The organism is Sphingomonas mangrovi, assembly GCF_047975845.1.
Taxonomy (GTDB): Bacteria; Pseudomonadota; Alphaproteobacteria; order Sphingomonadales; family Sphingomonadaceae; genus Sphingomonas.
In genome coordinates this window covers 40,993-65,248 of record NZ_JBIUCZ010000011.1, presented here as the reverse complement: position 1 = coordinate 65,248, position 24,256 = coordinate 40,993, and the positions used below count along the sequence as shown (strand labels likewise).

General features: G+C 68.8%; 18 protein-coding genes and 1 tRNA gene. 8 read left to right on the top strand and 11 right to left on the bottom strand.

The features are described from left to right. The first annotated feature begins 31 nt into the window (after positions 1-31). The 4 genes from metK to ACBY01_RS07650 all read left to right on the top strand — a co-directional run bounded on the left by metK (position 32) and on the right by ACBY01_RS07650 (position 5,814). Positions 32-1,216: a methionine adenosyltransferase gene (gene metK, locus ACBY01_RS07665; protein ID WP_416460215.1), complete on the top strand. Its 1,185-nt coding sequence runs from the start codon at positions 32-34 to the stop codon at positions 1,214-1,216. A gap of 93 nt (positions 1,217-1,309) precedes the next feature. Then, entirely contained in the window at positions 1,310-2,422 is a 1,113-nt protein-coding gene (locus tag ACBY01_RS07660; protein ID WP_416460214.1) for a hypothetical protein, read from the top strand. A 79-nt stretch (positions 2,423-2,501) separates the two neighbouring features. Beyond that, a tRNA-Arg gene (locus ACBY01_RS07655) sits at positions 2,502-2,578 on the top strand. 536 nt (positions 2,579-3,114) lie between these two features. Beyond that, the gene (locus ACBY01_RS07650) at positions 3,115-5,814 is read left to right on the top strand and encodes a TonB-dependent receptor (protein WP_416460213.1); all 2,700 of its coding nucleotides are present in this window, start codon (positions 3,115-3,117) and stop codon (positions 5,812-5,814) included. 129 nt (positions 5,815-5,943) lie between these two features. Here the strand turns inward: ACBY01_RS07650 and ACBY01_RS07645 are convergent, their stop codons facing one another. Then, complete coding sequence (locus ACBY01_RS07645; RefSeq protein ID WP_416460212.1) at positions 5,944-6,567, bottom strand: phosphatase PAP2 family protein; 624 nt, start codon at positions 6,565-6,567, stop codon at positions 5,944-5,946. Between the two features lie 101 nt (positions 6,568-6,668). Between ACBY01_RS07645 and trmB the strand changes: the two genes are divergently transcribed. Both trmB and ACBY01_RS07635 read left to right on the top strand, forming a co-directional pair. Continuing rightward, a complete protein-coding gene (trmB, locus tag ACBY01_RS07640; RefSeq protein ID WP_416460211.1) occupies positions 6,669-7,349 on the top strand; it encodes a tRNA (guanosine(46)-N7)-methyltransferase TrmB in 681 nt (226 codons plus the stop codon). A gap of 8 nt (positions 7,350-7,357) precedes the next feature. Next, positions 7,358-7,585 (top strand): hypothetical protein, encoded by a 228-nt coding sequence (locus ACBY01_RS07635; protein ID WP_416460210.1) that lies wholly within the window; start codon positions 7,358-7,360, stop codon positions 7,583-7,585. 133 nt (positions 7,586-7,718) lie between these two features. On the opposite strand, the gene ACBY01_RS07630 is transcribed toward ACBY01_RS07635, so the two are convergent. The 5 genes from ACBY01_RS07630 to ACBY01_RS07610 form a co-directional block, all read right to left on the bottom strand. Next, entirely contained in the window at positions 7,719-7,994 is a 276-nt protein-coding gene (locus ACBY01_RS07630) for a hypothetical protein (protein WP_416460209.1), read from the bottom strand. A 50-nt stretch (positions 7,995-8,044) separates the two neighbouring features. Beyond that, positions 8,045-9,589 (bottom strand): efflux transporter outer membrane subunit, encoded by a 1,545-nt coding sequence (locus ACBY01_RS07625; RefSeq protein WP_416460208.1) that lies wholly within the window; start codon positions 9,587-9,589, stop codon positions 8,045-8,047. Next, a complete protein-coding gene (locus ACBY01_RS07620) occupies positions 9,586-12,807 on the bottom strand; it encodes an efflux RND transporter permease subunit (protein WP_416460207.1) in 3,222 nt (1,073 codons plus the stop codon). The genes ACBY01_RS07625 and ACBY01_RS07620 overlap by 4 nt, the downstream gene beginning before the upstream one ends. A 6-nt stretch (positions 12,808-12,813) precedes the next feature. Beyond that, on the bottom strand, positions 12,814-14,031 hold the full coding sequence (locus ACBY01_RS07615) for an efflux RND transporter periplasmic adaptor subunit (protein ID WP_416460206.1): 1,218 nt from the start codon (positions 14,029-14,031) through the stop codon (positions 12,814-12,816). Positions 14,032-14,223: 192 nt separating this feature from the next. Further along, a complete protein-coding gene (locus ACBY01_RS07610; protein ID WP_416460205.1) occupies positions 14,224-16,002 on the bottom strand; it encodes a M28 family metallopeptidase in 1,779 nt (592 codons plus the stop codon). A 108-nt stretch (positions 16,003-16,110) separates the two neighbouring features. On the opposite strand from ACBY01_RS07610, the gene pepN reads away from it, so the two are divergent. Together pepN and ACBY01_RS07600 are read left to right on the top strand one after the other, a co-directional pair. Next, on the top strand, positions 16,111-18,717 hold the full coding sequence (pepN, locus tag ACBY01_RS07605; protein ID WP_416460204.1) for an aminopeptidase N: 2,607 nt from the start codon (positions 16,111-16,113) through the stop codon (positions 18,715-18,717). A 32-nt stretch (positions 18,718-18,749) separates the two neighbouring features. Next, positions 18,750-20,423, top strand: a complete 1,674-nt coding sequence (locus tag ACBY01_RS07600) for a dipeptidyl-peptidase 3 family protein (RefSeq protein ID WP_416460203.1) — start codon at positions 18,750-18,752, stop codon at positions 20,421-20,423. Positions 20,424-20,552: 129 nt separating this feature from the next. On the opposite strand, the gene ACBY01_RS07595 is transcribed toward ACBY01_RS07600, so the two are convergent. Genes ACBY01_RS07595 through pyrE form a run of 5 tightly spaced genes read right to left on the bottom strand, consistent with a single transcriptional unit; the run spans position 20,553 to position 24,238 of the window. Then, on the bottom strand, positions 20,553-21,650 hold the full coding sequence (locus ACBY01_RS07595) for an AI-2E family transporter (protein ID WP_416460202.1): 1,098 nt from the start codon (positions 21,648-21,650) through the stop codon (positions 20,553-20,555). Continuing rightward, positions 21,647-22,516, bottom strand: a complete 870-nt coding sequence (gene lepB, locus ACBY01_RS07590) for a signal peptidase I (RefSeq protein WP_416460201.1) — start codon at positions 22,514-22,516, stop codon at positions 21,647-21,649. Before lepB ends, ACBY01_RS07595 begins: the two co-directional genes overlap by 4 nt. Beyond that, a complete protein-coding gene (acpS, locus tag ACBY01_RS07585) occupies positions 22,513-22,932 on the bottom strand; it encodes a holo-ACP synthase (protein WP_416460200.1) in 420 nt (139 codons plus the stop codon). The genes lepB and acpS overlap by 4 nt, the downstream gene beginning before the upstream one ends. Then, the gene (locus ACBY01_RS07580) at positions 22,929-23,657 is read right to left on the bottom strand and encodes a pyridoxine 5'-phosphate synthase (protein WP_416460199.1); all 729 of its coding nucleotides are present in this window, start codon (positions 23,655-23,657) and stop codon (positions 22,929-22,931) included. The genes acpS and ACBY01_RS07580 overlap by 4 nt, the downstream gene beginning before the upstream one ends. Further along, positions 23,654-24,238, bottom strand: coding sequence for an orotate phosphoribosyltransferase (pyrE, locus tag ACBY01_RS07575; protein ID WP_416460198.1), 585 nt, complete (start codon positions 24,236-24,238; stop codon positions 23,654-23,656). Before pyrE ends, ACBY01_RS07580 begins: the two co-directional genes overlap by 4 nt. Positions 24,239-24,256 lie beyond the last annotated feature (18 nt).

Genomic DNA, 24,256 nt, shown 5'->3' with positions numbered 1-24,256 from the left:
GGCCGCGCTTTCCCATAGAAAAGGGAAATCCATGCGTTCCAACTATCTCTTCACCTCCGAGTCGGTTTCCGAAGGCCATCCCGACAAGGTCGCCGACCAGATCTCCGACGCGGTGGTCGACCTGTTCCTGGCGCGCGATCCGGTCGCGCGCGTCGCCTGCGAGACGATGGTCACCACCCAGCGGATCGTGCTGGCCGGCGAAGTCCGCTGCAACCAGGACGTCTTCCCGACGCTCGACGAGATCGAGGCCGCCGCGCGCGAGACGGTGAAGAAGATCGGCTACGAGCAGCACGGCTTCCACTGGCAGACCGCCGACTTCGCCTGCCACCTCCACGGCCAGTCCGCGCACATCGCGCAGGGCGTCGACGAGAGCGGCAGCAAGGACGAGGGTGCAGGCGACCAGGGCATCATGTTCGGCTTCGCCTGCGACGAGACGCCCGACCTGATGCCGGCGACGCTCTATTACTCGCACCGCATCCTGGAAAAGATGGCGCAGGACCGCCACGCCAAGGTCGTCGACTTCCTCGAGCCCGACGCCAAGAGCCAGGTCACGCTGAAGTTCGAGGACGGCCGCCCCACCGGCGCCACCGCGCTGGTCGTCTCCACCCAGCACAGCACCGCGCTGTCGAGCGACGCCGGCCAGAAGCGGCTGCGCGACTATGTCATGACGGTGTTCGAGGACGTGCTGCCCAACGGCTGGATGCCGGCCGACCAGTCGCAGATCTACGTCAACCCGACCGGGCTGTTCGAGATCGGCGGTCCCGACGGCGACGCAGGGCTGACCGGCCGCAAGATCATCGTCGACACCTATGGCGGTGCGGCCCCGCACGGCGGCGGCGCCTTCTCGGGCAAGGACCCGACCAAGGTCGATCGCTCGGCGGCCTATATCAGCCGCTACCTTGCCAAGAACATCGTCGCCGCGGGCCTCGCCAAGCGCTGCACGATCCAGCTGTCCTACGCGATCGGCATCGCCGAGCCGCTGTCGCTCTATGTCGACACGCACGGCACCGGTACCGTCGAGGAATCGAAGATCGAGGCGGTGCTGCCCAAGCTCGTGCGCCTGACGCCCAAGGGCATCCGCACCCACCTGGGCATGAACAAGGCGATCTATCTGCCGACCGCCGCTTACGGCCATTTCGGTCGCAAGGCCGAGGGCGACCGGTTCACCTGGGAAAAGACCGACCTGGTCGACGCGCTCAAGGCCGAACTGGCCTGATCCCAAGCCGGGGCGGCCCTGGGCCGCCCCGCGCTTTGCGCTTGTCCCCTCCCCGCGCCGGTGGCAGCTTCGCCGCAACAGGGGGAGAAGAGGATGCCGCGCTTCGTCACGGGCCTGCTGGCGATCGCCACGGCCGCAGCGAGTTCCACCATGCCGGCCGCCGCACAGCAGGTGCAGACGGTCAAGGCCGCGGCGGGCAAGCCCTACCCGCTCAAGCACAGCAAGCTGCGCTTTCCGGCAACGCTCGCCGGCGCGCCGCGCATCAAGGTCCAGACGATCGGCGACGATCTGCTCGACGTCTTCGCGACCTATGAGTCGCCGGACCGCAAGCAGCTGATCAGCGTCTACGTTACCCGTCAGGTCGCCGGCGCCGTGCCGGTCTGGTTCGATCGCGCACGCTGGTCGATCGAGCACCGACCGGACGTGTACGGCACGCCGGTACGCGCGGTCGGCGCGCCCAGCTTCGTGCCCCCGAGGCAGCAGACGCCGAGCGGGCTGATCGCCACCTACACCCTCAACAAGCCACCCTATCGCAGCACCGGCGTCGCGATCCTGCCGTTCGGCGCGTGGCTGGTGAAGCTGCGCTACTCCTCCGAAACGCTGGAGGCGGCGAGCCTCGCCACCGCGATGCGGGAGACGCTCGCCGAGCTCGATTGGCCGCGGTCGATCCCCGCCGCCCCTGCCGCCACACCGGTCGCAGAGTGCACGACGCCGCTGGCGCTGTCGGGCGATGCGAAGCCCGCACCGGCGGACGGCGCCGCAGTGCTGCTCGGCGCAATGCTGGCCAACATGGCAGCGGCACCCGCGAAGAAATCGAAAGCGAAGCAGGTCAGCCCGCCCCCCGTGTGGTGCCGCGACACGACGGTTCTTCCGGCCGGTGGCGTGTACCGCCCCGATGGTTCAACCGATCGCTATCTGATCGCGCTGTCCGACGCCGGCCGCGGCATCTTCGTGGCGCCGGATGCCGCCGCCGCCCTGCTGGCGGACGATTCGGCTGCGACGCCAAGCTGGTCGGTCACGCTGGAAGACATGGCCACCAGCAGCCAGTTCGCGCCGCAGGACCGACTGCCCCCGCCGACGCAGGTTCTCGACGAGATCGTGCGCGCCGATCCCGTTTCGAGCGTCACCACCTGGGGCGGCAAGCAGCAGATCCACATCGACAGCGACGCGCTCGGTTCGGGCGATCCGGCGGAGCCGAAATCCTAGCCGCGGCGATGAAATCGCCTTTCCAGCGCAGAAGAGGCTTGCGCTCGAGTCCGACCCCGGATAGGGGACCGCCTCCCGCGCGCCCGTAGCTCAGCTGGATAGAGCATCAGACTACGAATCTGAGGGTCGGACGTTCGAATCGTTCCGGGCGCGCCAATTTCCTCACGTACAATGCCGATGGGCGACACGTCGCCGGCAGCACAGCGTCGGAAGCGCGAATTGTGGCGCCGCGACGGGCTATCGCCGCCGAGACTACACAGATCCGGGTATGACCTTGCCGGGACGGCGCCGTGAGGACGAACGGAGCGACGAACGACGTCGGCGCAGCGGGCGAGTCCACCCGACGTGATCCGCCTGTCCTTCGATATCGGTCAGACGATCGGGCGCTTGCGGATTCTTCGTGTCCGCTGCCGGTGACGGGCGAGCGCCTCAACTCACATGTGCCGGTCCTGAAAAGACGCTTCTAAAACACGTCCAGCACCGTCCCCGCCCACGCGCGCAGGAGCGAATCCGCGGCGGTACCTGGTCGCGTCGACTCTCATCTCGGGAGCGCCATTCGCCAACAACCTTATGTCATATAAATATTGACAGGTAAGTTGGCCGCAAATCATACTCACCCAAAACAAAGGGTGGGAGGATTCATGAGATACCAGTTCGCGCTTCGCGCAAGCGCGTCCTTGTGGGCGCTTGGCATGGCTTCGACGGCCACTGCGCAGGACACCGCCCCGGCGGCGATCCCGCAGCAGGCCGAGGCAGGCGAAGGCGAGATCGTCGTCGTGGGGGTCCGCCAAAGCCTGGAGAAAGCCGCGACCATCAAGCGGGAAGCGCTGCAGGTCGTCGACTCCATCGTTGCCGACGATATCGGCAAGTTCCCGGATCCGACCACCGCCGCCGCATTGCAGCGCGTTCCCGGCGTGCAGGTCCAGGTCGGCGCCAACAACGAAATCGTCAACGTGCGCATCCGCGGCCTGGACGACATTCTCAGCACCCTGAACGGCCGCGAGATCTTCTCGACCACCGGGCGCGGCTTCGCGTTGCAGGACCTCCCCGCCGTAGCGCTGGCCCGCGTGGATGTCATCAAGAGCAGCACCGCCAACCTGATCGAAGGCGGCATCGCCGGCATCACCGACCTGCAACTCAATCGCCCGTTCAACTTCAACGAGCCGACCATCGTCGCGACGGTGCGCGGCAACTATTCGCAGAACGTCGAGAAGCTCAATCCGCAGGTCGGCCTGCTCCTCTCCGACCGCTGGGACACCGGCATCGGCGAGATCGGCGCGCTGGTGGGCATGAGCTATGCCTATTTCGACTATGACCGTCCGGTCAGCTTCGTGGGCGAACGGCGCAGCTATGCGACGCAGTTCGGCCTGCCGGGCGTCATGGGGCCGTTGAATTTCGGCGCGATCAGCAACTACGGCAATTATCGGCGACCGCAGGCCAACGCGTCGGTCCAGTGGCAGGCGACACCCGAACTTCAGGTCTACGCCGACGGACTGTTCACCGGATACCGCTCGGAATTCCAGAGCGTCTACCAGGCCACGCCGTTCTTCAATCCCGAAACGCGCATCTCGGACGTGGTGGTCGATGAGGACAAGTGCATCCTGGCACGCGTAGGGCCCAACCAGGGCAACCCGACTGCGGCACAGCTCGCCGCCGGGAACTACACCGTCCAGAACCTATGCAATCTTGAATCGGCGACCTTCACCAACGTCCGTCTGAACAGCAGCACGCAGGCGCGTACGCAGCAGGTCGACAATTACCTGGGCGCGATCGGCTTCAAATACGACAACGGCGTGACGAAGATCGACTTCGATGCCGCCTATCAAAAATCGATGTCCGACTACAGCCAGGTGATCGTCGACGTCGGCAAGCGCATCACCGTGATCCTCGACACCGATCAGAATGGCGGTGGCGCGGTCGAACAACCCGGCAATCCTGCTGCGGATCCGAACGGCTTTTTCCTGCGCAACGGCCTGAACGAGCAGTTTGACCAGTCCCGGGGCGAGTTGTGGCAGGCGCGGGTCGACGCCACGCACGATTTGGAAGGCAGGCTCGGTTTCCTCGATTCGCTCCAGGTCGGGTTGCGCTTCGCCGATCGCAGCGCGCTGTTCCAGTCCGCACTGGTTACCCGGGGCGCACCGGGGGGCGATTTGGCCACGCCGGTTGCCGGCAACCTTCCCGCCGGCTTCCTGGTGCCCAAGCCGGGCGTGGACCGCGCAAATGGCGGCGCGGAGGGCCTTGCACCCGACCCGGATTTCCTGCGTTCCGAATATGGCCGCAGCGTACTTCGCGCGCTCTATGGCCTTTCGCCCGGACAGCCGGCGTTCCAGGACGACCGTCGCTTCGAGGCGACCGAGCGCACTTACGCCAGCTATGTGCAACTCGGCTACAAGGCCACGCTAGGCGGTCCGATCGAGATCGACGGCCTGGTCGGCGTGCGCCCGACCAAGACCGAGCGCACCATCCAGGGCGCAGGCCTGGTAAATGGCGTCGCGGTGCCGCAGTCGGCGGACACCAGCGATGTCGACGTGCTGCCGAACGCCAGCGCGCGCATCCAGTTCGGAGGCGGCCTCCAGGCGCGCTTCTCCTATGCCAAGGCCATTCGGCGTCCCGAATTCAGCTCGCTCAATCCCGGGCTGACCTATGTGCTGACCACCAACCCGAACGAGCGGAACAGCGGATCGGGCGGAAACCCGGATCTGCGCCCGCAGATTTCCGACAGCTATGATGCGACGCTCGAATATTATTTCGGCAGCAGCTTCGTCGCGGTCGCCGGTTTCTATCGGGACATCAAGGACCGCGTCGTGACGCAGGCGCAGGACGAAACGCTCGACGGCACGCTGTTCAGCATCCGCCGGCCCCGCAATATCGGAACCGCGCAGCTGAAGGGCGTCGAGATCAGCGGACAGACCTTCTTCGATTTCCTGCCCGGGCCGCTTGCGGGCTTCGGCGCCTTCGGCAACTTCACCTACATCGATTCGGAGATCGGTGGCGACGATGTGCTGCGCGGACTGCCGATCCTCCAGGTTTCCAAATACAACTTCAACACGGGCCTGCTGTACGATCGCAACGGCATCTCGGCGCGGTTGGTATATACATACCGGTCGCGCTATTATGATGGCGACGCCACCGGCAGCAACACCTTGCGCGATTTCGACGAGAGCAACATCGACGATCGAAACGTGAACCCGACGGTCCTGACCTATGTCCGACCCGCCGGTCGATTGGACTTCAGCGTGGGATACGATCTCAACGAGATGCTCCGCGTCGATATCGGGGGCAGCAACATCCTTCGCAACAAGTACAAGAGTTACTATAACGCGAAGTACATGAACGTCGACTTCCGGGACGACGACAGTGTCTACACGGTCGGCTTGCGAGCGAAGTTCTAGGACCGAGCGGCAGTCCCGCTCGGCAGAGCATGGCGGTGGCGATCGGGGGCGACGCCGAAGGAGAAGACCATCGGACACCAGCGTCCGGCAATTTGCGACGCTGGTGCCACGGAGCGTCCGACCGGTCGATCAGGGCGGCGTCAGCGCCGTTACCGCCGCCTGGGCGCGGGTATCCGCGTCGATCGGCTCGCCGGCGGGCGGGAAGACGCGTGCCACCGCTGCCTCGGCGACGATCCCGATCGCTGCGCCCACCGCAACGTCGATCGGGAAGTGGGCGCCGGTCGGGATCTGCGCAGCCCCCACCGCGGCACTCACGGTATAGGCGCTTCCCGCATTCTCCGGATATTCGCGGGCGATCGCGCGGCTGACCGCGGTCGCACCGGCGGTATGGCCGGAGGGGAAGGAGTTGCGCGGGCCCTCGTCGCGCTCGCCGCGGGTGAGACGATGATCGCGCTCGCTGCCGAACAGCCGCGGGCGGGCGCGGTCGACGTTGCGCTTGACCACCGCCTTGATCGCCGTGGCGAGGAGATGGCTGGCGAGCATCCGCGCCCCCGTGCGGGCGAGCCGGCGGTCGGCGCGCGCCACGCCCCAAACAGCGGTGGCGATCGACAGCGCGATCAGCGGCGGCTGGTCGGCGAGCTTGTTGACCACCCCAAGCGCGCGGATCGCGCCGTGATCGTGCAGCTCCGCCGCCGCATGGCCCGCCTGGATGTCGGCGCGCTGTACCTTGTGCAGTGCGTTGCTCTTCGTCATCGGCGCCTTCCGCTGCTTTCTCGGGCATACAACCGCTGGAGGCGGGGCAAGGCTCCATCGGCGCTTGGAGCCGGGGCGCCACGCGGCTACAGCCCCGCGCCATGAACGATCCGACCTCGATCCGCCGCCTCTACGGCCGCCGCCAGGGACACAAGCTGCGCCAGGGCCAGGCCGCGCTGGTGGAGGAGATGCTCCCGCAGCTCAGCGTGCCCGATGAAGGGCCGCTCGACGCCGCCGCGCTGTTCGGCGGCGACCGTCCGCTGGAGTTCGAGATCGGCTTCGGCGGCGGCGAGCATCTCGCCGGCCAGGCGGCGATGCGCCCCGGCCACGGCTTCATCGGCTGCGAGCCCTTCCTCAACGGGGTGGTCGGCGCGCTCAACCACATCCGCGACGAGGGGCTGGACAACGTCCGGCTGCACATGGGCGACGCGCTGGAGGTACTCGAACGGCTGCCGGACGCCAGCCTGGAGCGGGTCTACCTGCTCCACCCCGATCCCTGGCCCAAGGCGCGCCACGCCAAGCGGCGGATGGTCAACGACGGCCCGCTGGACGTCATCGCCGCCAAGCTCAAGCCCGGCGGCGAGTTCCGGCTGGGGACCGACGATCCGACCTATTGCCGCTGGTCGATGATGGTGATGCGCGGCCGGCGCGACTTCGACTGGCAGGTGGAGAGCGCGCGGGACTTCCTCACCCGCCCCGCCGACTGGCCCGAGACCCGCTACGAGCGCAAGGCGCGCCGGCAGGGGCACGAGGTGTGGTACTTCCGCTACCTGCGGCTGTGAGGGGCGCCATGACCGCCGCCGATCTGCTCGACCTGTTCGTCTCGACGCTGGTGCGCGACGCCGGCGGCACGCGCCGCCACTGGCGGCTGGTGATCGGCGGGGTGACCGTGCACAGCCTAGACACGCACGCGCATTGCAACTGGTCGATCCATCCGTCGGGCAACAGCGCGGCGGTGGAGGTGGTCGAACGCGTCGCCGACGACCTGCGCGAGCGGCATCCGATCGTTAGCGGGTAGCGGGCCGCGGAGAGCGGGAGGCCACGCAGACCGTCCTCGCGGCAGGAGATGCCAGCCTTCGCTGGCATGACGGCCTCTGGGAAGAAACCGTCACCAAACGAAGGCGGGAATTTCTCGCCGCCAGCGCGTCGCTTCAGTCCTGGTCCGATCCTGTCCCGGCATTGGGATTGCTGCCGGTCTTCCCCTCGCCCTCGCTGCCCTGCCCCGGGCCGCGATAGTCGACGTCGGTCTGGCCGCCGTGGCCCAGGAAGCCGCTCTGCTTCTCGTCCTTGCCGGTGTGCGGGTTGGGGTATGCGCCGCCGCCGCTTTCGCCCGCCGCGTCGCGGCCGCTGACCTGCTGCTGATCGACGCCGTCGCCGCCCTCGGCTGCACCCTTGCCCGAAGCCTGCATCGGCTGCTTGTCGCTCATGATCCGTCTCCTTCGCGTTGCCGAACCAGCGCCGACGGCGAGGGTTCCGGTCAGTCGGGCGGCGTGAACGGAATCGGACCGCCGTCGGTCGCCTCGAGCAGCGAGTCGCCCCCCAGCGTCCGGTACAGCGTCACGCGGTTGCTCGCCGCGACGAAGCGGGTCTGCACCAGCGTGCGCTGCGCCTGGTAGAGCGAGCGCTGCGCGTCGAGGCTGGCGAGGAAGGTGTCGATGCCGCCGCGATAGCGTGCCTCGGTCAGCGTATAGGTGTCGGCGGCGGCGGCGGTCTGCGCCTCGATCGCGCGCAGCTGCTCGCCGAGCGTCCCCTGCCGCGCGAGCGCGTCCGACACTTCGCGGAAGGCGATCTGGATGGTGCGTTCGTAGTCCGCCAGCACCGCGGCGCGCTGCGCCTCGCTCAGCCGGACGTTGGCGCGCGCCGCCCCTGCCTGGAAGATCGAGTAGGAGACCGACGGCGCGACCGAATAGGTGAAGGAATCACCTTCGAACAACGAACCCAGCGCGCTGCTCGCGAAGCCGAGCACGCCGGTCAGGCTGATGCGCGGGAACAGCGCCGCCCGCGCCGCGCCGATCTCGGCATTGGCGGCGCGCAGCTGATATTCGGCCTGCACCACGTCGGGCCGGCGCAGCAGCACGCCCGAATCGAGCCCTGCCGGCAGCGCGACCACACCAGACGCCGCCTGCTCGATCGCGGCGGGCAGCAACGCCCGGTCAAATGGTGCCCCAACCAGCAGCTGCAACGCGTTGACGTCCTGCGCCAGCTGCGTCGTCTGCTCGGCGAGATCGGCCTGGGCGGCGGTGAGCACCTGCTCGGCCTGGCGCAGATCGGTACGCGGCGCGACCCCGCCGCGCAGCCGCGCACGGGTGAGCGCGACGCTGCGCTCGGCACTCTGCGCGGTCTGCTGGGCGATGCGCATCAGGCTCGCGTCGGCGGCATAGGCCAGCCAGGCGTCGGCGATGTCCGAGACCAGCGTCAGCCGGGTCGCGCGCGCCGCCGCTTCGGTGGCGAAATACTGGTTCTGCTGCGCGCGGGTGAGCGAGCGCAGCCGGCCGAACAGGTCCAGCTCAAAGGCGGTGATGCCGAGGTCGGCGCCGAAATTGTCGTTGGTCGACGCGCCCCGCGCGACGCCGCCGGTGCCCGTGCCGGTTCCGCCGCCCGTGCCGTCCCCCGGATCCGTCCCGTCGCCGGGGGTGGTGCCGCCGTCCGATCCGGTGAAGGCGGTGGTGCGGTTGTTGCGCGAGCGGGTGTAGCTGAGCGTCGCGTCCACCTGCGGGAACAGCGTGGCGCGCTGGATACGATATTGCGCGCGCGCGACGACGATATTGGCGGCGGCGACCCGCAGGTCGCGGTTGTTCGCCAGCGCCTGGCCGATCAGCGTCTGGAGGCGCGGATCCTGGAAGACGTCGCGATAGCTGACGACGGGCAGCGTCGCCTCGTTCTGGCGCAGATAGGCGTCGCCGACCGGCCAGGACGGCGGCACCGGCGAGGCGGGCCGCACGTCGCGCGGCTCCATCGAGCAGCCGGCAAGCACCAGGGACAGTGGCAACAGCGGCAGCAGGGCGATCAGCCGGGCGTTCATGCCGCAGGCTCCTCCTTGGGCGCGTCGTTCGGCTGATGGCCGGTCGGCTTCCCGCGCAGCTTGGCGAGGCCGTCGCGCACGCCGCGGCGCACCAGCACGAAGAACAGCGGGATGTAGAAGATCGCCAGGATCGTCGCCGTCAGCATGCCGCCGATCACCGAGGTGCCGATGGCGATGCGGCTGTTGGCGCCGGCCCCGGTCGACAGCGCCAGCGGCAGCACGCCGAAGATGAAGGCGAGGCTGGTCATCAGGATCGGCCGCAGGCGGATGCGCGCCGCCTCCAGCGCGGCGTCGATCACCCGCGCGCCCTTGCGCTCGGCCTGTTCGGCGAACTCGATCATCAGGATCGCGTTCTTGGCCGCCAGCCCCATCGTCGTGAGCAGCCCGATCTGGAGGTACACGTCGTTCTCCAGCCCGCGCAGCGTGACGAAAAACACCGCGCCGATCAGCCCGAGCGGAATCACCAGCAGCACCGCGACCGGGATCGACCAGCTCTCGTAAAGTGCCGCCAAGCACAGGAACACGACCAGCAGCGACAGTCCGTAGAGCAGCGGTGCCTGACCCGAGGACAGCCGTTCCTGGAACGACAGCCCCGCCCAGGCGACGCCGACGCCGGGGATGTCGGCGGCCAGTTCCGCCATCCGGTCCATCGCCTCGCCCGAGCTGGTGCCGGGGGCGGCATCGCCCTGGAATTCGTAGGACGGCAGCCCCTGGAAGCGCGACAGCGTGGTCGGCGCCACCGCCCAGGAGGTCTGCGCGAAGGAGGAGAAGGGCGCCATGCTGCCGTCGTTGGTGCGTACGAACCACTGGTTCAGGTTCGACGGCTCGGCGCGGTACGGCGCGTCGCCCTGGACGTAGACGCGCTTCACCCGACCGCGATCGATGAAGTCGTTGACGTAGCGCCCGCCCCAGGCGGTCGACAGCGTCGCGTTGACGTCGTTCTGATTAAGCCCCAGCGCCGACAGCTTCTGCTGGTCGAGATCGACCTTCAGCGTGGCGACGTCGGGCAGTTCGCTCAGCCGCACGCCCTGCAGGCTGGAATCGGCGTTGGCGGCGGCGAGCAGCTTGTCGCGCGCCTCCGCGAACTTCTCGGCCGACATGCCGCTCGTGTTCTGCAACTCCATCGTGAAGCCGCTCGACTGGCCGAGGCCGCGGATCGCCGGCGGGACCAGCGCGAAGATCTGGGCGTCGCGCAGGTTGCGGAACGCGGCGGAGGCCCGCGCGACGATCGCGTCGGCGCCGTTCTCCTTGCCCTCGCGCTCCGACCAGTCGACGAAGTTCATATAGCCTTGGCCGGTGTTCTGCCCGCTGGCGCCGCCACCGCCGCCGCTAACCGTCAGCAGCGTGCGGATGTTGTCGCGCTCATAGGTGAACAGATAGTCCTCGACCGCGCGCTGCACCGCCTCGGTCCGGCCGCGGGTCGCGCCCGCGGGCAGCTGGTAGCGGACCAGCGCCGCCCCCTGGTCCTCGGTCGGCAGGAAGCTGGTCGGCAGGCGCACGAACAGCAGCGCCAGCACGACGAGCACGCCGGCGTAGATCAGCAGGAACAGCCACTTGCGGTTGATGACTCGCTTCACCCCGCCCTCGTAGCGGGCGATCATCCAATCGAAGCGATCGTTGAAGCCGGTGCGCATCCGCTCGCCGAAATGGACGACCTTGGGAAAGCGGTGCGCGAACCAGCCCTCGCGCACATGCTCGCCGTTCTCGTCGCGCGGCTTCTGCTTGAGCAGCGTCGCGGTAAGCGCCGGCGACAGGATCAGCGCCACCATTACCGACAGCACCATCGCCGCGACGATGGTGATCGAGAACTGGCGGTAGATCACGCCCGTCGAGCCGCCGAAGAATGCCATCGGCAGGAACACGGCGGAAAGCACGATGCCGATCGCGACCAGCGCGACCTGGATCTCCTTCATCGATTCGACCGTCGCCTCGTACGGCGTCATCTCGGGATTCTCTTCGAGCAGGCGCTCGACGTTCTCGACCACGACGATCGCGTCGTCGACGAGCAGGCCGATCGCCAGCACCAGTCCGAACAGCGTCAGCGTGTTGATCGAGAAGCCGGTGAGATAGAAGACCGCGAAGGTGCCCAGCAGCACCACCGGCACCGCGATCGTCGGAATCAGCGTCGCGCGCCAGCTCTGCAGGAACACGAACATCACGATGATGACGAGGATCACCGCCTCGACGAGCGTCTTCACCACCTCGTGGATCGACAGCTGGATGAAGGCGGTGGTGTCGTTGGCGTAGTCGAAACGATAGCCTTCGGGGAAATCCTTGGCGCGGCGGGCGACCTCGGCCTTCACCAGCCGCGCGGTCTTGAGCGCGTCGGCGCCCGGCGCGAGCGAGATCGCCAGGCCCGCACCCGGATGCCGATTCACCCGGCTGAGCGAGCTGTAGTTCTCCAGCCCCAGCTCGACGCGGGCGACATCGCCCAGCCGGACGGTCGCGCCGTTGGTCTGCGTCTTGAGCACGATCGCGCGGAATTGCTCGGGCCTCTGCAGCCGGCCCTGCGCGGTCACGGTGGCGTTGAGCAGTTGCGTGTTGGGCTGCGGCTGCCCGCCCAGCTCGCCCGCGGCCACTTCGGTATTCTGGTTCTGGATCGCGGTGATGACGTCGCCGGGGATCAGGCTGTAGCTGGCGAGCTTGGCCGGATCGAGCCAGATGCGCATCGCATATTGCGATCCGAACACGTTGGTGTCGCCCACCCCCTCGACGCGGCCGAGCGGCTCCAGCAGGTTCGATTCGAGATAGTCGGAAACGTCGCCGTTGGTGCTGCGGTCGGTCTCGTCATAGACGCCGACGATCATCAGGAAGTCGGGGTTGGACTTGGTGACGCGAAGCCCCTGCTGCTGCACCTGCTGCGGCAGCCGCGACAGCGCCTGCTGCACCTGATTCTGCACCTGCACCTGGGCGATGTCGGGATCGGTGCCCTTGGCGAAGGTCGCGCTGATCGTCACCTGCCCGCGCGAGCTCGACTGCGAGCTGAAATAGAGCAGTCCGTCGATGCCGATCAGCTGCTGCTCGATGACCTGGGTGACGCTGTTCTGGATCGTCTGCGCGTTGGCGCCCGGATAGGTCGCACGCACGTTGACCTGCGGCGGCGCGACGTCCGGATATTGCGCGATCGGCAGGCTCAGGATCGCGCCGATCCCGGCCAGCATCGTGATGATCGCGAGCACCCACGCGAAGATGGGACGATCGATGAAAATCCGCGACATGGCGCCTCAGTCCGCCTTGGCCGGCGCGCTGGAGTTCGAATCCCCGCGCTGCTTCCCCTCACCCTCGGGCGGGGCGATGCGCTGCGGCGTGTCGGCGGGCACGGGCCGAATCTGGGCGTCGGGGCGCAGGTTGCCCGTGCCCTGCACGATCACCCGGTCGCCCGGCTTCAGACCCTGCGTCACCACCCAGTTGGTGCCGACGGTGCGTTCGGCGACCACCTTGCGCTGCACCGCCTTGTTGCCGGGGCCGACGACGAACACCGTCGCATCGCCCGCGGGGCTGCGCGACAGGCCGGGCTGCGGCACCAGGAAGGCACGCGTGTTGACCGACTGCGCGAACATGGCGCGCGCGAACATGCCGGGCAGCAGCAGGCCGTGGGGATTGGGGAAGCGCGCGCGCAGCGTCACCGTGCCGGTGTTGGGATCGACCAGCGATTCGGCGAACTCGACGGTGCCGGTCTGCTCGTAGTCGCTGCCGTCCTCCAGCCGCAGCCGTACCGCGGCCCGTGCCGGCGTGACGCCATCGCGCGACAGCGCGCGGCGCAGCGCGAGCAGCTCGGCGCTCGACTGCTGGATGTCGACGTAGATCGGGTCGAGCCGCTGGATCACTGCCAGCGGCTCCGCCTGGTTGGCGGTCACCAGCGCGCCGACGGTCGCGAGCGAGCGGCCGATGCGACCGGTGATCGGCGCGGGAACCTTGGTGAAGCGCAGGTTGATCCGCGCGGTTTCGAGCTGCGCCTGGGTCTGCGCGACCGATGCCTGCGCCTGGCGCGAAGCGGCGGCGGCATTGGTGTATTCCTGCCGCGACACCGCCTCCATCTCCGCGAGCGGCCCCAGCCGCTCGGCGTTGACGCGGGTCGCCTCGGCATTGGCACGCGCGCTCTGGAGGTTGGCCTGCGCCTCCGACACCGCAGCGCTGTAGAGGCGGGGATCGATCTCGTAGAGCGTCTGCCCCTGCCGCACCACCGAGCCTTCCGTGAAGAAGCGGCGGCGGATCACGCCGGCGACCTGGGGGCGCACCTCCGACTGCTGATAGGCGGTGACGCGCGCGTTGAGCTCGACCGTCTCCGCGACGCTGGTCGGCTGCACCGTGACGAAGCCGACCTGTGCGGGCCCGCGCTGGCCGCCCTTTTCCTGCGCCTGCTCGTCCTCGCGGGAACAGCCGGCCAGCAGCAGCGAGGCGGCGAGCAGAGGGAGGGTCGCGCGAGGGAAAGGCGAGTGCATAGCGACAGCCTGGTGTTGCACGCCCACGCGGCCGAGACCGCGCCGGCGTGCCGGGGACACGGGCGGTCCACCAAGGGAGACGCCGAACGGTGCAGCGGAACCCAAGGCCCCGCAGAGTCGCGCACGCTCCACCGGAAGCGCGCGGCGGCTTTGCGGGTCTTGTTAGCGAGCGGTTTCGCCCGCTGGCAATCGCTACTTTGTAACCGAATGTCGCAACTTGCGGCCCGACTTGGTTTTTCCCTTGGCCTTGGCTTCGGGTTCCGCGGCCGGCTCGACCTGCTCGACCGCGCCGATGCCGCCGTAGAGCGTGCCGAAGAAGTCGCCGCGGTTCCACATCGGCCGCTCGGGCGCGTCGGCGATGTCGCGGGCGATCTGATAGTTCACCTGGATGAAGCGACTGCCCGACTCCCAGTCGATCGCGGGGTCCTGCACCACCTCGTCCGACGGCTGGTGATAATGTTCGGCGAAGAACTTCTCGACCGCTTCCTTGCCCGCGCCCGCCTCGCCCGGCCACAGGAACACCGAGGGGATGCCCTGTTGCACGAAGCGATAATGGTCGGAACGGACGAACAGCCCCTGCTCCGGCATCGGATCGGGCGAGAAGCTGGCGCCGGCCTGTGCCGCCGCGCGCCGCACGATCGGCCCCAGCGTCGACCGGTCGGCGCCGAACGCGATCACGTCGGTGAACTTGTAGGTGATGATCGGCATGTCGAGGTTGACGTCGGCGACCAGGTTTTCCTTGGGCACCGTCGGGTTGTTGGCGAAATAGTCGGAGCCGACCAACCCCTTCTCCTCGGCGGTGACGGCCAGGAACAGCACGCTGCGCTTGGGCGGCTGGCCCGATGCCTGGAAGCGCTTGGCCTCCTCGATCAGCGAGGCGATGCCAACGGCATTGTCCATCGCGCCGTTGTAGATGGTGTCGCCCTTCACCGCCTCGCCGACGCCGACGTGGTCGAGGTGCGCGGTGAGCACCACCACTTCCTTGCCCACCACCGGGTCGCTGCCCGGCAGCATGCCGGCGACGTTGTAGCTGGTGATCGGCGTGCTGGTGGTGGTCATCCGCACCGACAGGTTCTTGGCCAGCTCGATCGCCTCGAACGGCGTGGTGCCGGTGAGCGCGGCCGCGGCCTGTTCCCAGCTGGTCGAGGCGCCGGCGAACAGCTTGGTCGCCGCCGCCTGGCTGAGCATGCCGAGCGCGGGCGTGGACGGCGCGGGGACGTGGGCGACGCCGTTGCGGCCCGCCCAGGTGACGCGCGGGCGATCCCAGTTCTCGGCCAGCTTGGCGAAGGGCTGCCCTTTGGCCGCCTCCGGCGTCTCCAGCACGACGATGCCGACCGCGCCGTGCGCCATGGCGATCGCCGCCTTGGTCGCGGGGCTGCCGAAGTGCGCGCGCTCTTCGCCGTTGAGCCCGTCGGGGGTGCCCGGCACCACTGCGACGATCTTGCCCTTCACGTCGGCGGCCGCATAGTCGTCGCGGCCGACGCTGGGTGCCACCAGCCCGTAGCCGACATAGACCACCGGCGCGTCGACGACGAGCGTCGGGTTGGCCGGATTGGCGCCGGGGATATAGTCCTCGCCGAACACCAGCGGGTCGCCGCCGATCGCGGCGCCGCCCTTGTCGGCCGCCTTGTAGCTGAGCAGCGGCACCTTCTGCAGATAGCTGCCCTGATCGCCGGCGGGACGCAGCCCCGCCGCGTAGAACTGCGACGCCACGTAGCGCGCGGCGATGTCGTATTCGGGCGATCCCGCCTCGCGCCCGCGCATCGCGTCGGACGCGAGGAACAGCACATGTGCCTTCATCGCCGCCTGGTCGGCGGGCAGCGGCGCATTGGCCGCGGCATTGCGCGCGGCGACGTCGGGCGCCGCCTGGGCGGCGGCGGCGGGGGCGGGCTTGGCCTTCTGGGCGAGCGCGGGCGCGGCGATGGGAGCGGCGGTGGCGAGCAGGGCGAGCGACAGGACGGAACGCAGCATTGGAATCCTTGGCGTCGAGGACATATGACGGAGCTATGCAGCGGGCCGCGGGGCGACGCAATCACGCGCGCACCCTGCAGCCCCCCCCACTCTGCCGAGGGTTTGATGATGGCCGACGTGCTCCGTTCTCCCGACCAGCCGCCCGCGCCGATCCTGCGCAGCGCCTATCAGGCGCCCGACTGGCAGGTGCCGGAGATCGCGCTCGACTTCGATCTCGACCCGGCGCGCAGCGTCGTGCGGGCGACGCTGACGGTGCGCCGCAACGGCGACCATGATCGGCCGCTGCGCCTGGACGGCGACGGGCTCCAGCTGCTGTCGGTGGGGATCGACGGCGTCGCGGGCAGTAACGACCGCTGGCGCATGGACGGCGACGCGCTGGTGATCGACCTGGACGGCGACGCCCATGTGGTCGAGACCGAAGTCGCGATCGCGCCTGATCGCAATACTCAGCTGATGGGGCTCTATGCCTCGGGCGGGAACCTGTGCACCCAGTGCGAGGCGGAGGGGTTCCGCCGCATCACTTTCTTCCCCGACCGGCCCGACGTGCTCGCGCGCTATTCGGTGCGGATGACCGCCGACAAGGCGCGCTTCCCGGTGCTGCTCGCCAACGGCGATCCGGTCGCACAGGGCGAGCTGGACGACGGCCGCCACTGGGCCGAGTGGCACGACCCCTTCCCCAAGCCGTCCTACCTGTTCGCGCTGGTCGCGGGCGATCTGGTCGCCAACCGCGCCAGCTTCGTCACCGCCAGCGGCCGCGAGGTGAAGCTCGCCATCTGGGTGCGCGAAACGGACCTTGCCAAGACCGACCACGCGCTGGACGCGCTCAAGACGTCGATGGCGTGGGACGAGCGCGTCTACGGCCGCGAGTACGACCTGGACGTGTTCAACATCGTCGCCGTCGATGATTTCAACTTCGGCGCGATGGAGAACAAGGGGCTCAACATCTTCAACTCGCGCTATATCCTGGCCGATCCCGACACTGCGACCGACCACGACTATGACGCGGTCGCAGCCGTGGTGGCGCACGAGTATTTCCACAACTGGTCGGGCAACCGCGTCACCTGCCGCGACTGGTTCCAGCTTTCGCTGAAGGAAGGCTTCACCGTCTTCCGCGACCAAGGCTTTTCGGCCGACCAGGGATCGGCGGCGGTCAAGCGGATCGAGGATGTGCGCTCGCTGCGCGCATCGCAGTTCCCGGAGGATTCCGGCCCGCTGGCGCATCCGATCCGGCCGGACAGCTATCTCGAAATCTCCAACTTCTACACCGCCACCATCTACAACAAGGGCGCGGAGGTGGTGCGGATGCTGCACACCATCCTCGGACCCCAGCGATTCCGCGCCGGCACCGACCTCTATTTCGATCGCTTCGACGGGACGGCGGCGACGTGCGAGGACTTCGTCGCGTCGATGGAAGAGGCGAACGGCGTCGACCTTGCCCAGTTCCGGCTGTGGTATTCGCAGGCCGGCACGCCGCGCGTCACCGCGACGCTGGAGCATGTGCCGGGCGGCGGCACCGCGACGCTGCACCTCGCCCAGAGCGTACCGCCGACGCCGGGCCAGCCGGACAAGCAGCCGATGGTGCTGCCGCTGCGGCTGCGGCTGTTCGGCGGCGACACCGGCCGGCCGCTCGGCGAGGAGCAGCTGGTGCTGCTCTCCGACCGCGAGGCGTCGCTGCGCTTCGATGCGGTCGGCGAACGCCCGATGCTGTCGATCAACCGCGGCTTTTCCGCGCCGGTGATCGTCGACACCAACCGCACCCCCGCCGATCTCGCCTTCCTATCGGGCCACGACGACGATCCGTTCGCGCGCTACGAGGCGATGCAGCAGCTGATGCTCGACACGCTGGTCGCGTCGGTGGCGAGCGGGCGCGGCGACCACGAAGCCGTGATCGGGGCGGTGCGCGAGACGCTGCGCAACCCCGACCTCGACCGCGCCTTCGTCGCCGAGGCGGTACTGCTGCCGTCCGACAATTTCATCGGCGACCAGATGCCGGTCGTCGATCCCGACGCGATCTTCCGCGCGCGCGAGGCCCTGCGCCGCGATATCGGTTGTGCGCTGGAGAGCGACTGGCGGGAAGCCTATGCCAATACCGAGGCCGGCGCGTTCGAAATCACGCCCGACGCCAAGGGCAAGCGCCGGCTGAAGACGGTGGCGCTCGGTTACCTCGCCGCCTCGGGCGCGGCCGACATCGGCGACCTCGCCTTCGCGCAGTTCGAACAGGCCGACAACATGACCGACCGCCAGGGTGCGCTGATGACGCTGGTCAACGGCCCCTGGGATCAACGCGTTGCCGCGCTCGACATCTTCTACAACCGCTATCGCGACAATCCGCTGGTGCTCGACAAATGGTTCTCGACCCAGGCGCTGTCGACGCGCGACGACACCGCACAGGTTGTCGCCGAGCTTGCCGGCCACCGCGACTTCACCCTCGCCAACCCCAATCGCGCCCGCGCGCTGGTGGGGGCGTTCAGCGTCAACCAGCGCGCCTTCCATGCCGAGGACGGCTCCGGCTATCGCTTCGTCGCCGACCAGCTGATCGCGCTCGACCGGCTGAACCCGCAAACCGCCGCCAAGATGATGCCCCCGCTCGGCCGCTGGCGGCGCTTCGATGCGGGGCGCCAGCAGCTGATGCGCCGGCAGCTGGAGCGCATCCTCTCCGTCCCCGGCCTGTCCAAGGACATGCTGGAACAGGTGAGCAAGAGCCTCGCCGCCTGATCCCCCGGATTCGAACTTCAAGGTTGTCTGCCATGCGTCTTCCGCTTCTCGCCGTCCTGCTCGCCACCACCGCCTGTGCGGAGACGCAAACCGCTTCCCAGCAGCAGCGCGCGGCAGCCACGCGGGAGGACGGCTATTCGGTCGAGGCGCAGCGCGCGAAGATCGCCCGCGTCGACATCGCGCCCGACACCGGCTTCCTCTCGGCCGAGGAGCGGCAGGTGGTGAACCTGCTGATCCAGGCATCCGACCTCATGACGCCGATCTACCTGCGCCAGCGCGACGTGCGGAACCCGGAGACGCGGCTGGCGATCCAGCGCATGCGCCGTGCCGACCAGCCGCTGCTGCTCGACTGGTTCGACGCGAACCTGGGGCCGTGGGACGAGTTCGCCGAGCTGCGGCCCTTCTGGGGCGACCGGCCGATGCCGGAGGGCGCGGGCTTCTACCCGGAGGACCTGACGCGCGAGGAGTTCGACGCCTATCTCGCCAAGCATCCCGACCAGAAGCCGGCGCTCACCAGCCTCTACACGGTGGTGCGCCGCGACGGCGCCGCGCTGAAGGCGGTGCCCTATTCGGTCGCGTATCGCGAATGGCTCGAACCCGCCGCCAAGCTGCTCGAACGCGCCGCGGCGATCACCACCAACGCCAGCCTCAAGCGCTTCCTGACGCTGCGCGCCAAGGCGTTCCGCACCGACGAGTATTTCGAGTCGGAGCTTGCCTGGATGGACCTCAAGGACACGCCGATCGAGGTCGCGATCGGCCCCTACGAAGTCTACACCGACCGGCTCTACGGCGCGAAGGCCGCGTTTGAGAGCTTCGTCACGCTGAAGGACCCCGAGGAGTCCGCCGCGCTCGACAAGTACAAGCATTATCTGCGCGACATGGAGGCGAACCTGCCGGTCGACGCGCGCTACAAGAACTTCAGCCGCGGGTTCGAATCGCCGATCGCGGTCGCCGAGCAGGTGCGCGGCGGCGGCGACAACGAGCATGGCGGCCGCACCATCGCGTTCAACCTGCCCAACGACGAGCGTGTACGCGAGGCCAAGGGTGCGAAGAAGGTCATCCTCTCCAACGTGCTGGGCGCGAAGTACGACCGCATCCTTGCGCCCATGGCGCCGCTGGTGCTGGTGCCCGACCAGGCCGAGCTGGTCGCCAAGAAGTACATGCAGCTCGAAACGCTGTTCCACGAGCTGTCGCACAGCCTGGGGCCGGGCAACATCACGGTCGCCGGTCGCAAGACCAGCGTCAACGATGAGCTCAAGGAGCAGGCGTCGGCGCTGGAGGAAGCCAAGGCCGATGTGATGGGGGTGTGGAACATCCTGTTCATGATGGACAAGGGCGAGCTGCCGGTCGCCGAGAAGCCGCAGCTGTTCGCCACCTATCTGGCGGGCGTGTTCCGCGCGATGCGCTTCGGCACCGCCGAGGCGCACGGCCGCGGCGCGGCGATGCAATACGGCTATCTGCGCGACAAGGGCGCCTTCTCCTGGGACGCGGCCGCCGGGCGCTACCGGATCGACGATGCCAGGATGGAGGCGGGCCTGCGCGACCTGCTCCACGACATGATCGTCATCCAGGGCAACGGCGACTATGCCGGCGCCAAGGCGATGCTGTCGCGCTGGCAGCAGCTCGACGCCCATGCCCAGACGCTGGTCGACAGCATGGGCGGCATCCCGGTCGACATCCAGCCGATCTACCCGGAGAAGATCTAGGCGCAGGCGCAGCTACCGCCGCGCCCCACCTCTTGCTGCCGAGGTCCGGCGACGCCCTGCGTCGAGAGGACGTATCGAGGGAGAGACAGCGCACAGCCCGCTAAGACCGGACAAGCCTGCGCCCATCCTTCAGGCGAGTGCCGCTTCCTCGTCTTCGTCGCTCATCCGGACGCCGGCCCTGGCGGCGCGTTCGGACTCGCGCTCCAGCGCGACCTTGATCATCGCGACCATCGGATCGGCGAGCGCGAGGCCGAGCACGCCGAACAGCGTCGAAGCGAGGATCTGCGACGACAGCGTCAGCGCCGGCGGCAGATCGACCGTCCGCCGGGCGACGATCGGCAGCAGCACATAGCCGTCGAAGGTCTGCACCGCGAAGTAGATCGCGATCGCCCACAACCCCGTGTCGGCCCCCGCGCTGAAGCCCACCGCGACCATCAGGACGCCGCTGATGAAGGCGCCGATGTTGGGGATGAACGCGAGCAGCCCGGTGATGATGCCGAGCAGCAGCGCCATCGGCACGCCGGTGATCCACAGCAGCAGCCAGGTGAGCGCGCCTTCGAACACCATGCCCGCGAGACGCCCGGCGAGCAGCCGGCGCATCGTCGTCGCCATGCGGTTGATCGTCACCGCGAACTCGGCACGCTGGCCGACCGGCACCATCCACTGCAGCCCGCGGTCGTAGAGCTTGGGCTCCATCGCGACGAACAGCCCGATGACCAGGATCATGAACAGGCTGGTGAAGGCGCCGAACACGGTCCCCACCGCCGAGGTCAGGCGGCCGACCGAGCCCAGCGCCTGCTGCGCCAGCCCGCTCATGTCCGAGCGCGCCGGCATCAGGCCGGTGCCGTTCGCCCAGGCGATCAGCCGGTTGCCCTGCACCTCCAGCGTCGAGCGGAGCTGCTCGGCCTGCGCGGCGATCTGCACGCCCGTCAGATAGAAGGTGCCGAGGATGAACGCGGTCGCCAGCAGCACCACGATCAGCAGCCGGATCCCCCGCGGGATCGGCAGCACCCGCCCGAGCAGCCGCACGCCGCCGTCGAGCATCGCCGCGAACACCAGCCCGCCGAAGATGATCAGCAGCGGCTGGATCAGCAGCACCACCAGCGCGATCGCGGCCGCCAGCCCGAACCATACCGACGCCTTGCGCAGCTCGGCGCGGACGACGGGATCGCGAAGCTCGTTGGGCCCCGGGGCGCGCTCGATGTCGACCCGCTCGCGCTTGCTCACTTGGCCTCGTCCGGGTGGAGCGAGGTGCCGGCGCGGCCGCTGCGCAGCGACGGCCACCAGGTCAGCGGGTTGAGCCCGGTCGTGCCGTCGAGCGAGAAGGTGATGAACTCGGCGCGCCCGCCGATGTTCTCCCACGGCACCGGCCCGCCGAGCCCCTGCTCGGACAGCGAGAAGCGGCTGTCGGCGCTGTTGTCGCGGTTGTCGCCCATCAGGAAGACATGGTCCGCCGGCACGGTGATCGGTCCAAAATTGTCGCCGATCGATCCCTGCACCGCGTCGATCGTGTCGTAGGAGCGGCCGTTGGGCAGCGTCTCGCGGAAAATCGGCAGGCGGCAGAACGCCTGGCCCGCGGCGTCGCGTACCTCGGCGCCGGGATATTGCCAGGCCGGGCAGCTGGTGTTGGCGTCGATCGGGATCATCCGGTCGCCCATCGCGCGGCGCTCTACCGGCTTGCCGTTGAGGTAGAGCATCCCGCCGGACACCTGCACGCGATCGCCCGGCAGGCCGATGACGCGCTTGATATAGTCGGTCTTGGTGCCCGGCGGCGTCACGATCACCACGTCGCCGGGCGTGGGCAGGCTGCCGAACAGCCGGCCGTGGAACGGCGGCAACAGGTGGAAGGCGGGGGTGACGAACGAATAACCGTAGGGATATTTGGTCACCACCAGCCGGTCGCCGACCAGCAGCCCCGGCATCATCGATTCGGACGGGATGTAGAAGGGCTTGGCCACCAGGCTGTGGAAGCCGAGCACCGCGAGCACCAGCATCAGCAGGTTGCGGATCTCCGCCCCCCAATCGGTGCGCGGCCGCGCCGCCGGGGTGGGCTTGGAGGTTTCGGACGGCAGCACCAGCTCGTCTCCGGTCATCGCACTTCCTGCTGGGCGCCGGGCAGCGCCTCGATGATGACGAACGCCTGCGCCCAAGGGTGGTCGTCGGTGAGCGTCAGGTGAATATGGGGGACATGCCCCGCCGGGATCAACGCATCAAGCGCGCGCTTCGCTCCGCCCGAAAGCGCCAGCGTCGGTGCGCCCGAGGGGGCGTTCACCACGCCGATGTCGCGCATGAACACGCCGCGCGCGAAGCCGGTACCGACCGCCTTGGAGAACGCCTCCTTGGCCGCGAAGCGCTTGGCGAAGGTGCCGGCGCGGGTGAACGGCCGGCGCGCGGCCTTGGCCTGCTCCACCTCGGTGAAGACGCGCTGCACGAAGCGGTCGCCGAACCGGTCGAGCGACTGCTGGATGCGCTCGATGTTGCACAAGTCGGAGCCAAGCCCGACGATCACCGCGCCGCGTCCATCAGCGCGCGCATCCGGCCGACGACCGGTGCGAGCCCGTCGAAGATCGCCTCGCCGATCAGGAAATGGCCGATGTTGAGTTCGCGCACTTGCGGGATCGCCGCGATCGGCGCGACATTGTCGAAGGTGAGGCCGTGGCCGGCATGGACCTCGACGCCGTTCTTGGCCGCGAGCGCCGCCGCATCGGCCAGGCGCCTGAGCTCGCTCTCGCGCGCGGCTTCGTCCAGCTCGGCATAGCGGCCGGTGTGAAGCTCGACGACGGGCGCGCCGAGCCGCAGCGCGGCGTCGATCTGCGCGGCCTCGGGCTCGACGAACAGCGACACGCGGATGCCCGCGTCGCCCAGTGCCGCGACCATCGGCGCAAGCTGCGCGAACTGCCCCGCCGCGTCGAGCCCGCCCTCGGTCGTGCGCTCCTCGCGCTTCTCGGGAACGATGCAGGCGGCGTGCGGCCGGTGGCGCAGCGCGATGCCGAGCATCTCCTCGGTCGCGGCCATTTCCAGGTTTAACGGAACCGGCAGCTCGTCCGACAGCCGGGCGATGTCGGCGTCGGTAATATGGCGCCGATCCTCGCGCAGATGCGCGGTGATCCCTTGCGCCCCCGCCTCCGCCGCGAGCAGCGCGGCGCGCACCGGATCGGGATAGCCGCTGCCGCGCGCGTTGCGCACGGTCGCGACATGGTCGATGTTGACGCCGAGGCGGATCGGGCCGCTCACGCCGCCGCGCGGCTCCCCGGCTTGACGGCCGGAGTCGCGGCGAGCTCGGGCGGAAGCGCATCGGCTTCGTAGCTCGGGACGTCGAGCCGGATCAGCGGATAGAAGGGCACGCCGAGATCGGCGGTGCCGTTCGAGCGATCGACCAACGCCGCCGCCGCGACCACCTGTCCGCCGGCGGCACGGATCGCGGCGATCGCCTCGCGCGACGAGAGGCCGGTGGTGACCACGTCCTCCATCATCAGCACGCGCGCGCCGGGATCGAGGCGGAAGCCGCGGCGCAGCTCGAAGGTGCCGGTCGGGCGTTCGAGGAACATCGCCGGACGGCCGAGCGCACGGCCCATCTCGTGCCCCGCGATCACCCCGCCCATCGCCGGCGACACCACCGCGTCGATCGCGCCGCGCACCTCGCTAGGCAGCCGCGCCACCAGCTCCTCGGCCAGCCGCGCGCCGCGCAGCGGATCCATCAGCACGCGCGCACACTGGAGGTAGCGCGGGCTGTGGCGCCCGGAGGAAAGGATGAAATGCCCCTCGAGCAGGGCCTCGGCCGCGCGGAATTCCGCCAGGATGTCGTCGTCGGTCATGGTCGAGGCCCTCTCTAG

Bases quoted from the DNA above. Each gene is read 5' to 3' on its own strand.
- metK (WP_416460215.1), top strand. From the start codon at position 32: ATGCGTTCCAACTATCTCTTCACCTCCGAGTCGGTTTCCGAAGGCCAT.
- ACBY01_RS07660 (WP_416460214.1), top strand. From the start codon at position 1,310: ATGCCGCGCTTCGTCACGGGCCTGCTGGCGATCGCCACGGCCGCAGCG.
- ACBY01_RS07650 (WP_416460213.1), top strand. From the start codon at position 3,115: ATGGCTTCGACGGCCACTGCGCAGGACACCGCCCCGGCGGCGATCCCG.
- ACBY01_RS07645 (WP_416460212.1), bottom strand. From the start codon at position 6,567: ATGACGAAGAGCAACGCACTGCACAAGGTACAGCGCGCCGACATCCAG.
- trmB (WP_416460211.1), top strand. From the start codon at position 6,669: ATGAACGATCCGACCTCGATCCGCCGCCTCTACGGCCGCCGCCAGGGA.
- ACBY01_RS07635 (WP_416460210.1), top strand. From the start codon at position 7,358: ATGACCGCCGCCGATCTGCTCGACCTGTTCGTCTCGACGCTGGTGCGC.
- ACBY01_RS07630 (WP_416460209.1), bottom strand. From the start codon at position 7,994: ATGAGCGACAAGCAGCCGATGCAGGCTTCGGGCAAGGGTGCAGCCGAG.
- ACBY01_RS07625 (WP_416460208.1), bottom strand. From the start codon at position 9,589: ATGAACGCCCGGCTGATCGCCCTGCTGCCGCTGTTGCCACTGTCCCTG.
- ACBY01_RS07620 (WP_416460207.1), bottom strand. From the start codon at position 12,807: ATGTCGCGGATTTTCATCGATCGTCCCATCTTCGCGTGGGTGCTCGCG.
- ACBY01_RS07615 (WP_416460206.1), bottom strand. From the start codon at position 14,031: ATGCACTCGCCTTTCCCTCGCGCGACCCTCCCTCTGCTCGCCGCCTCG.
- ACBY01_RS07610 (WP_416460205.1), bottom strand. From the start codon at position 16,002: ATGCTGCGTTCCGTCCTGTCGCTCGCCCTGCTCGCCACCGCCGCTCCC.
- pepN (WP_416460204.1), top strand. From the start codon at position 16,111: ATGGCCGACGTGCTCCGTTCTCCCGACCAGCCGCCCGCGCCGATCCTG.
- ACBY01_RS07600 (WP_416460203.1), top strand. From the start codon at position 18,750: ATGCGTCTTCCGCTTCTCGCCGTCCTGCTCGCCACCACCGCCTGTGCG.
- lepB (WP_416460201.1), bottom strand. From the start codon at position 22,516: ATGACCGGAGACGAGCTGGTGCTGCCGTCCGAAACCTCCAAGCCCACC.
- pyrE (WP_416460198.1), bottom strand. From the start codon at position 24,238: ATGACCGACGACGACATCCTGGCGGAATTCCGCGCGGCCGAGGCCCTG.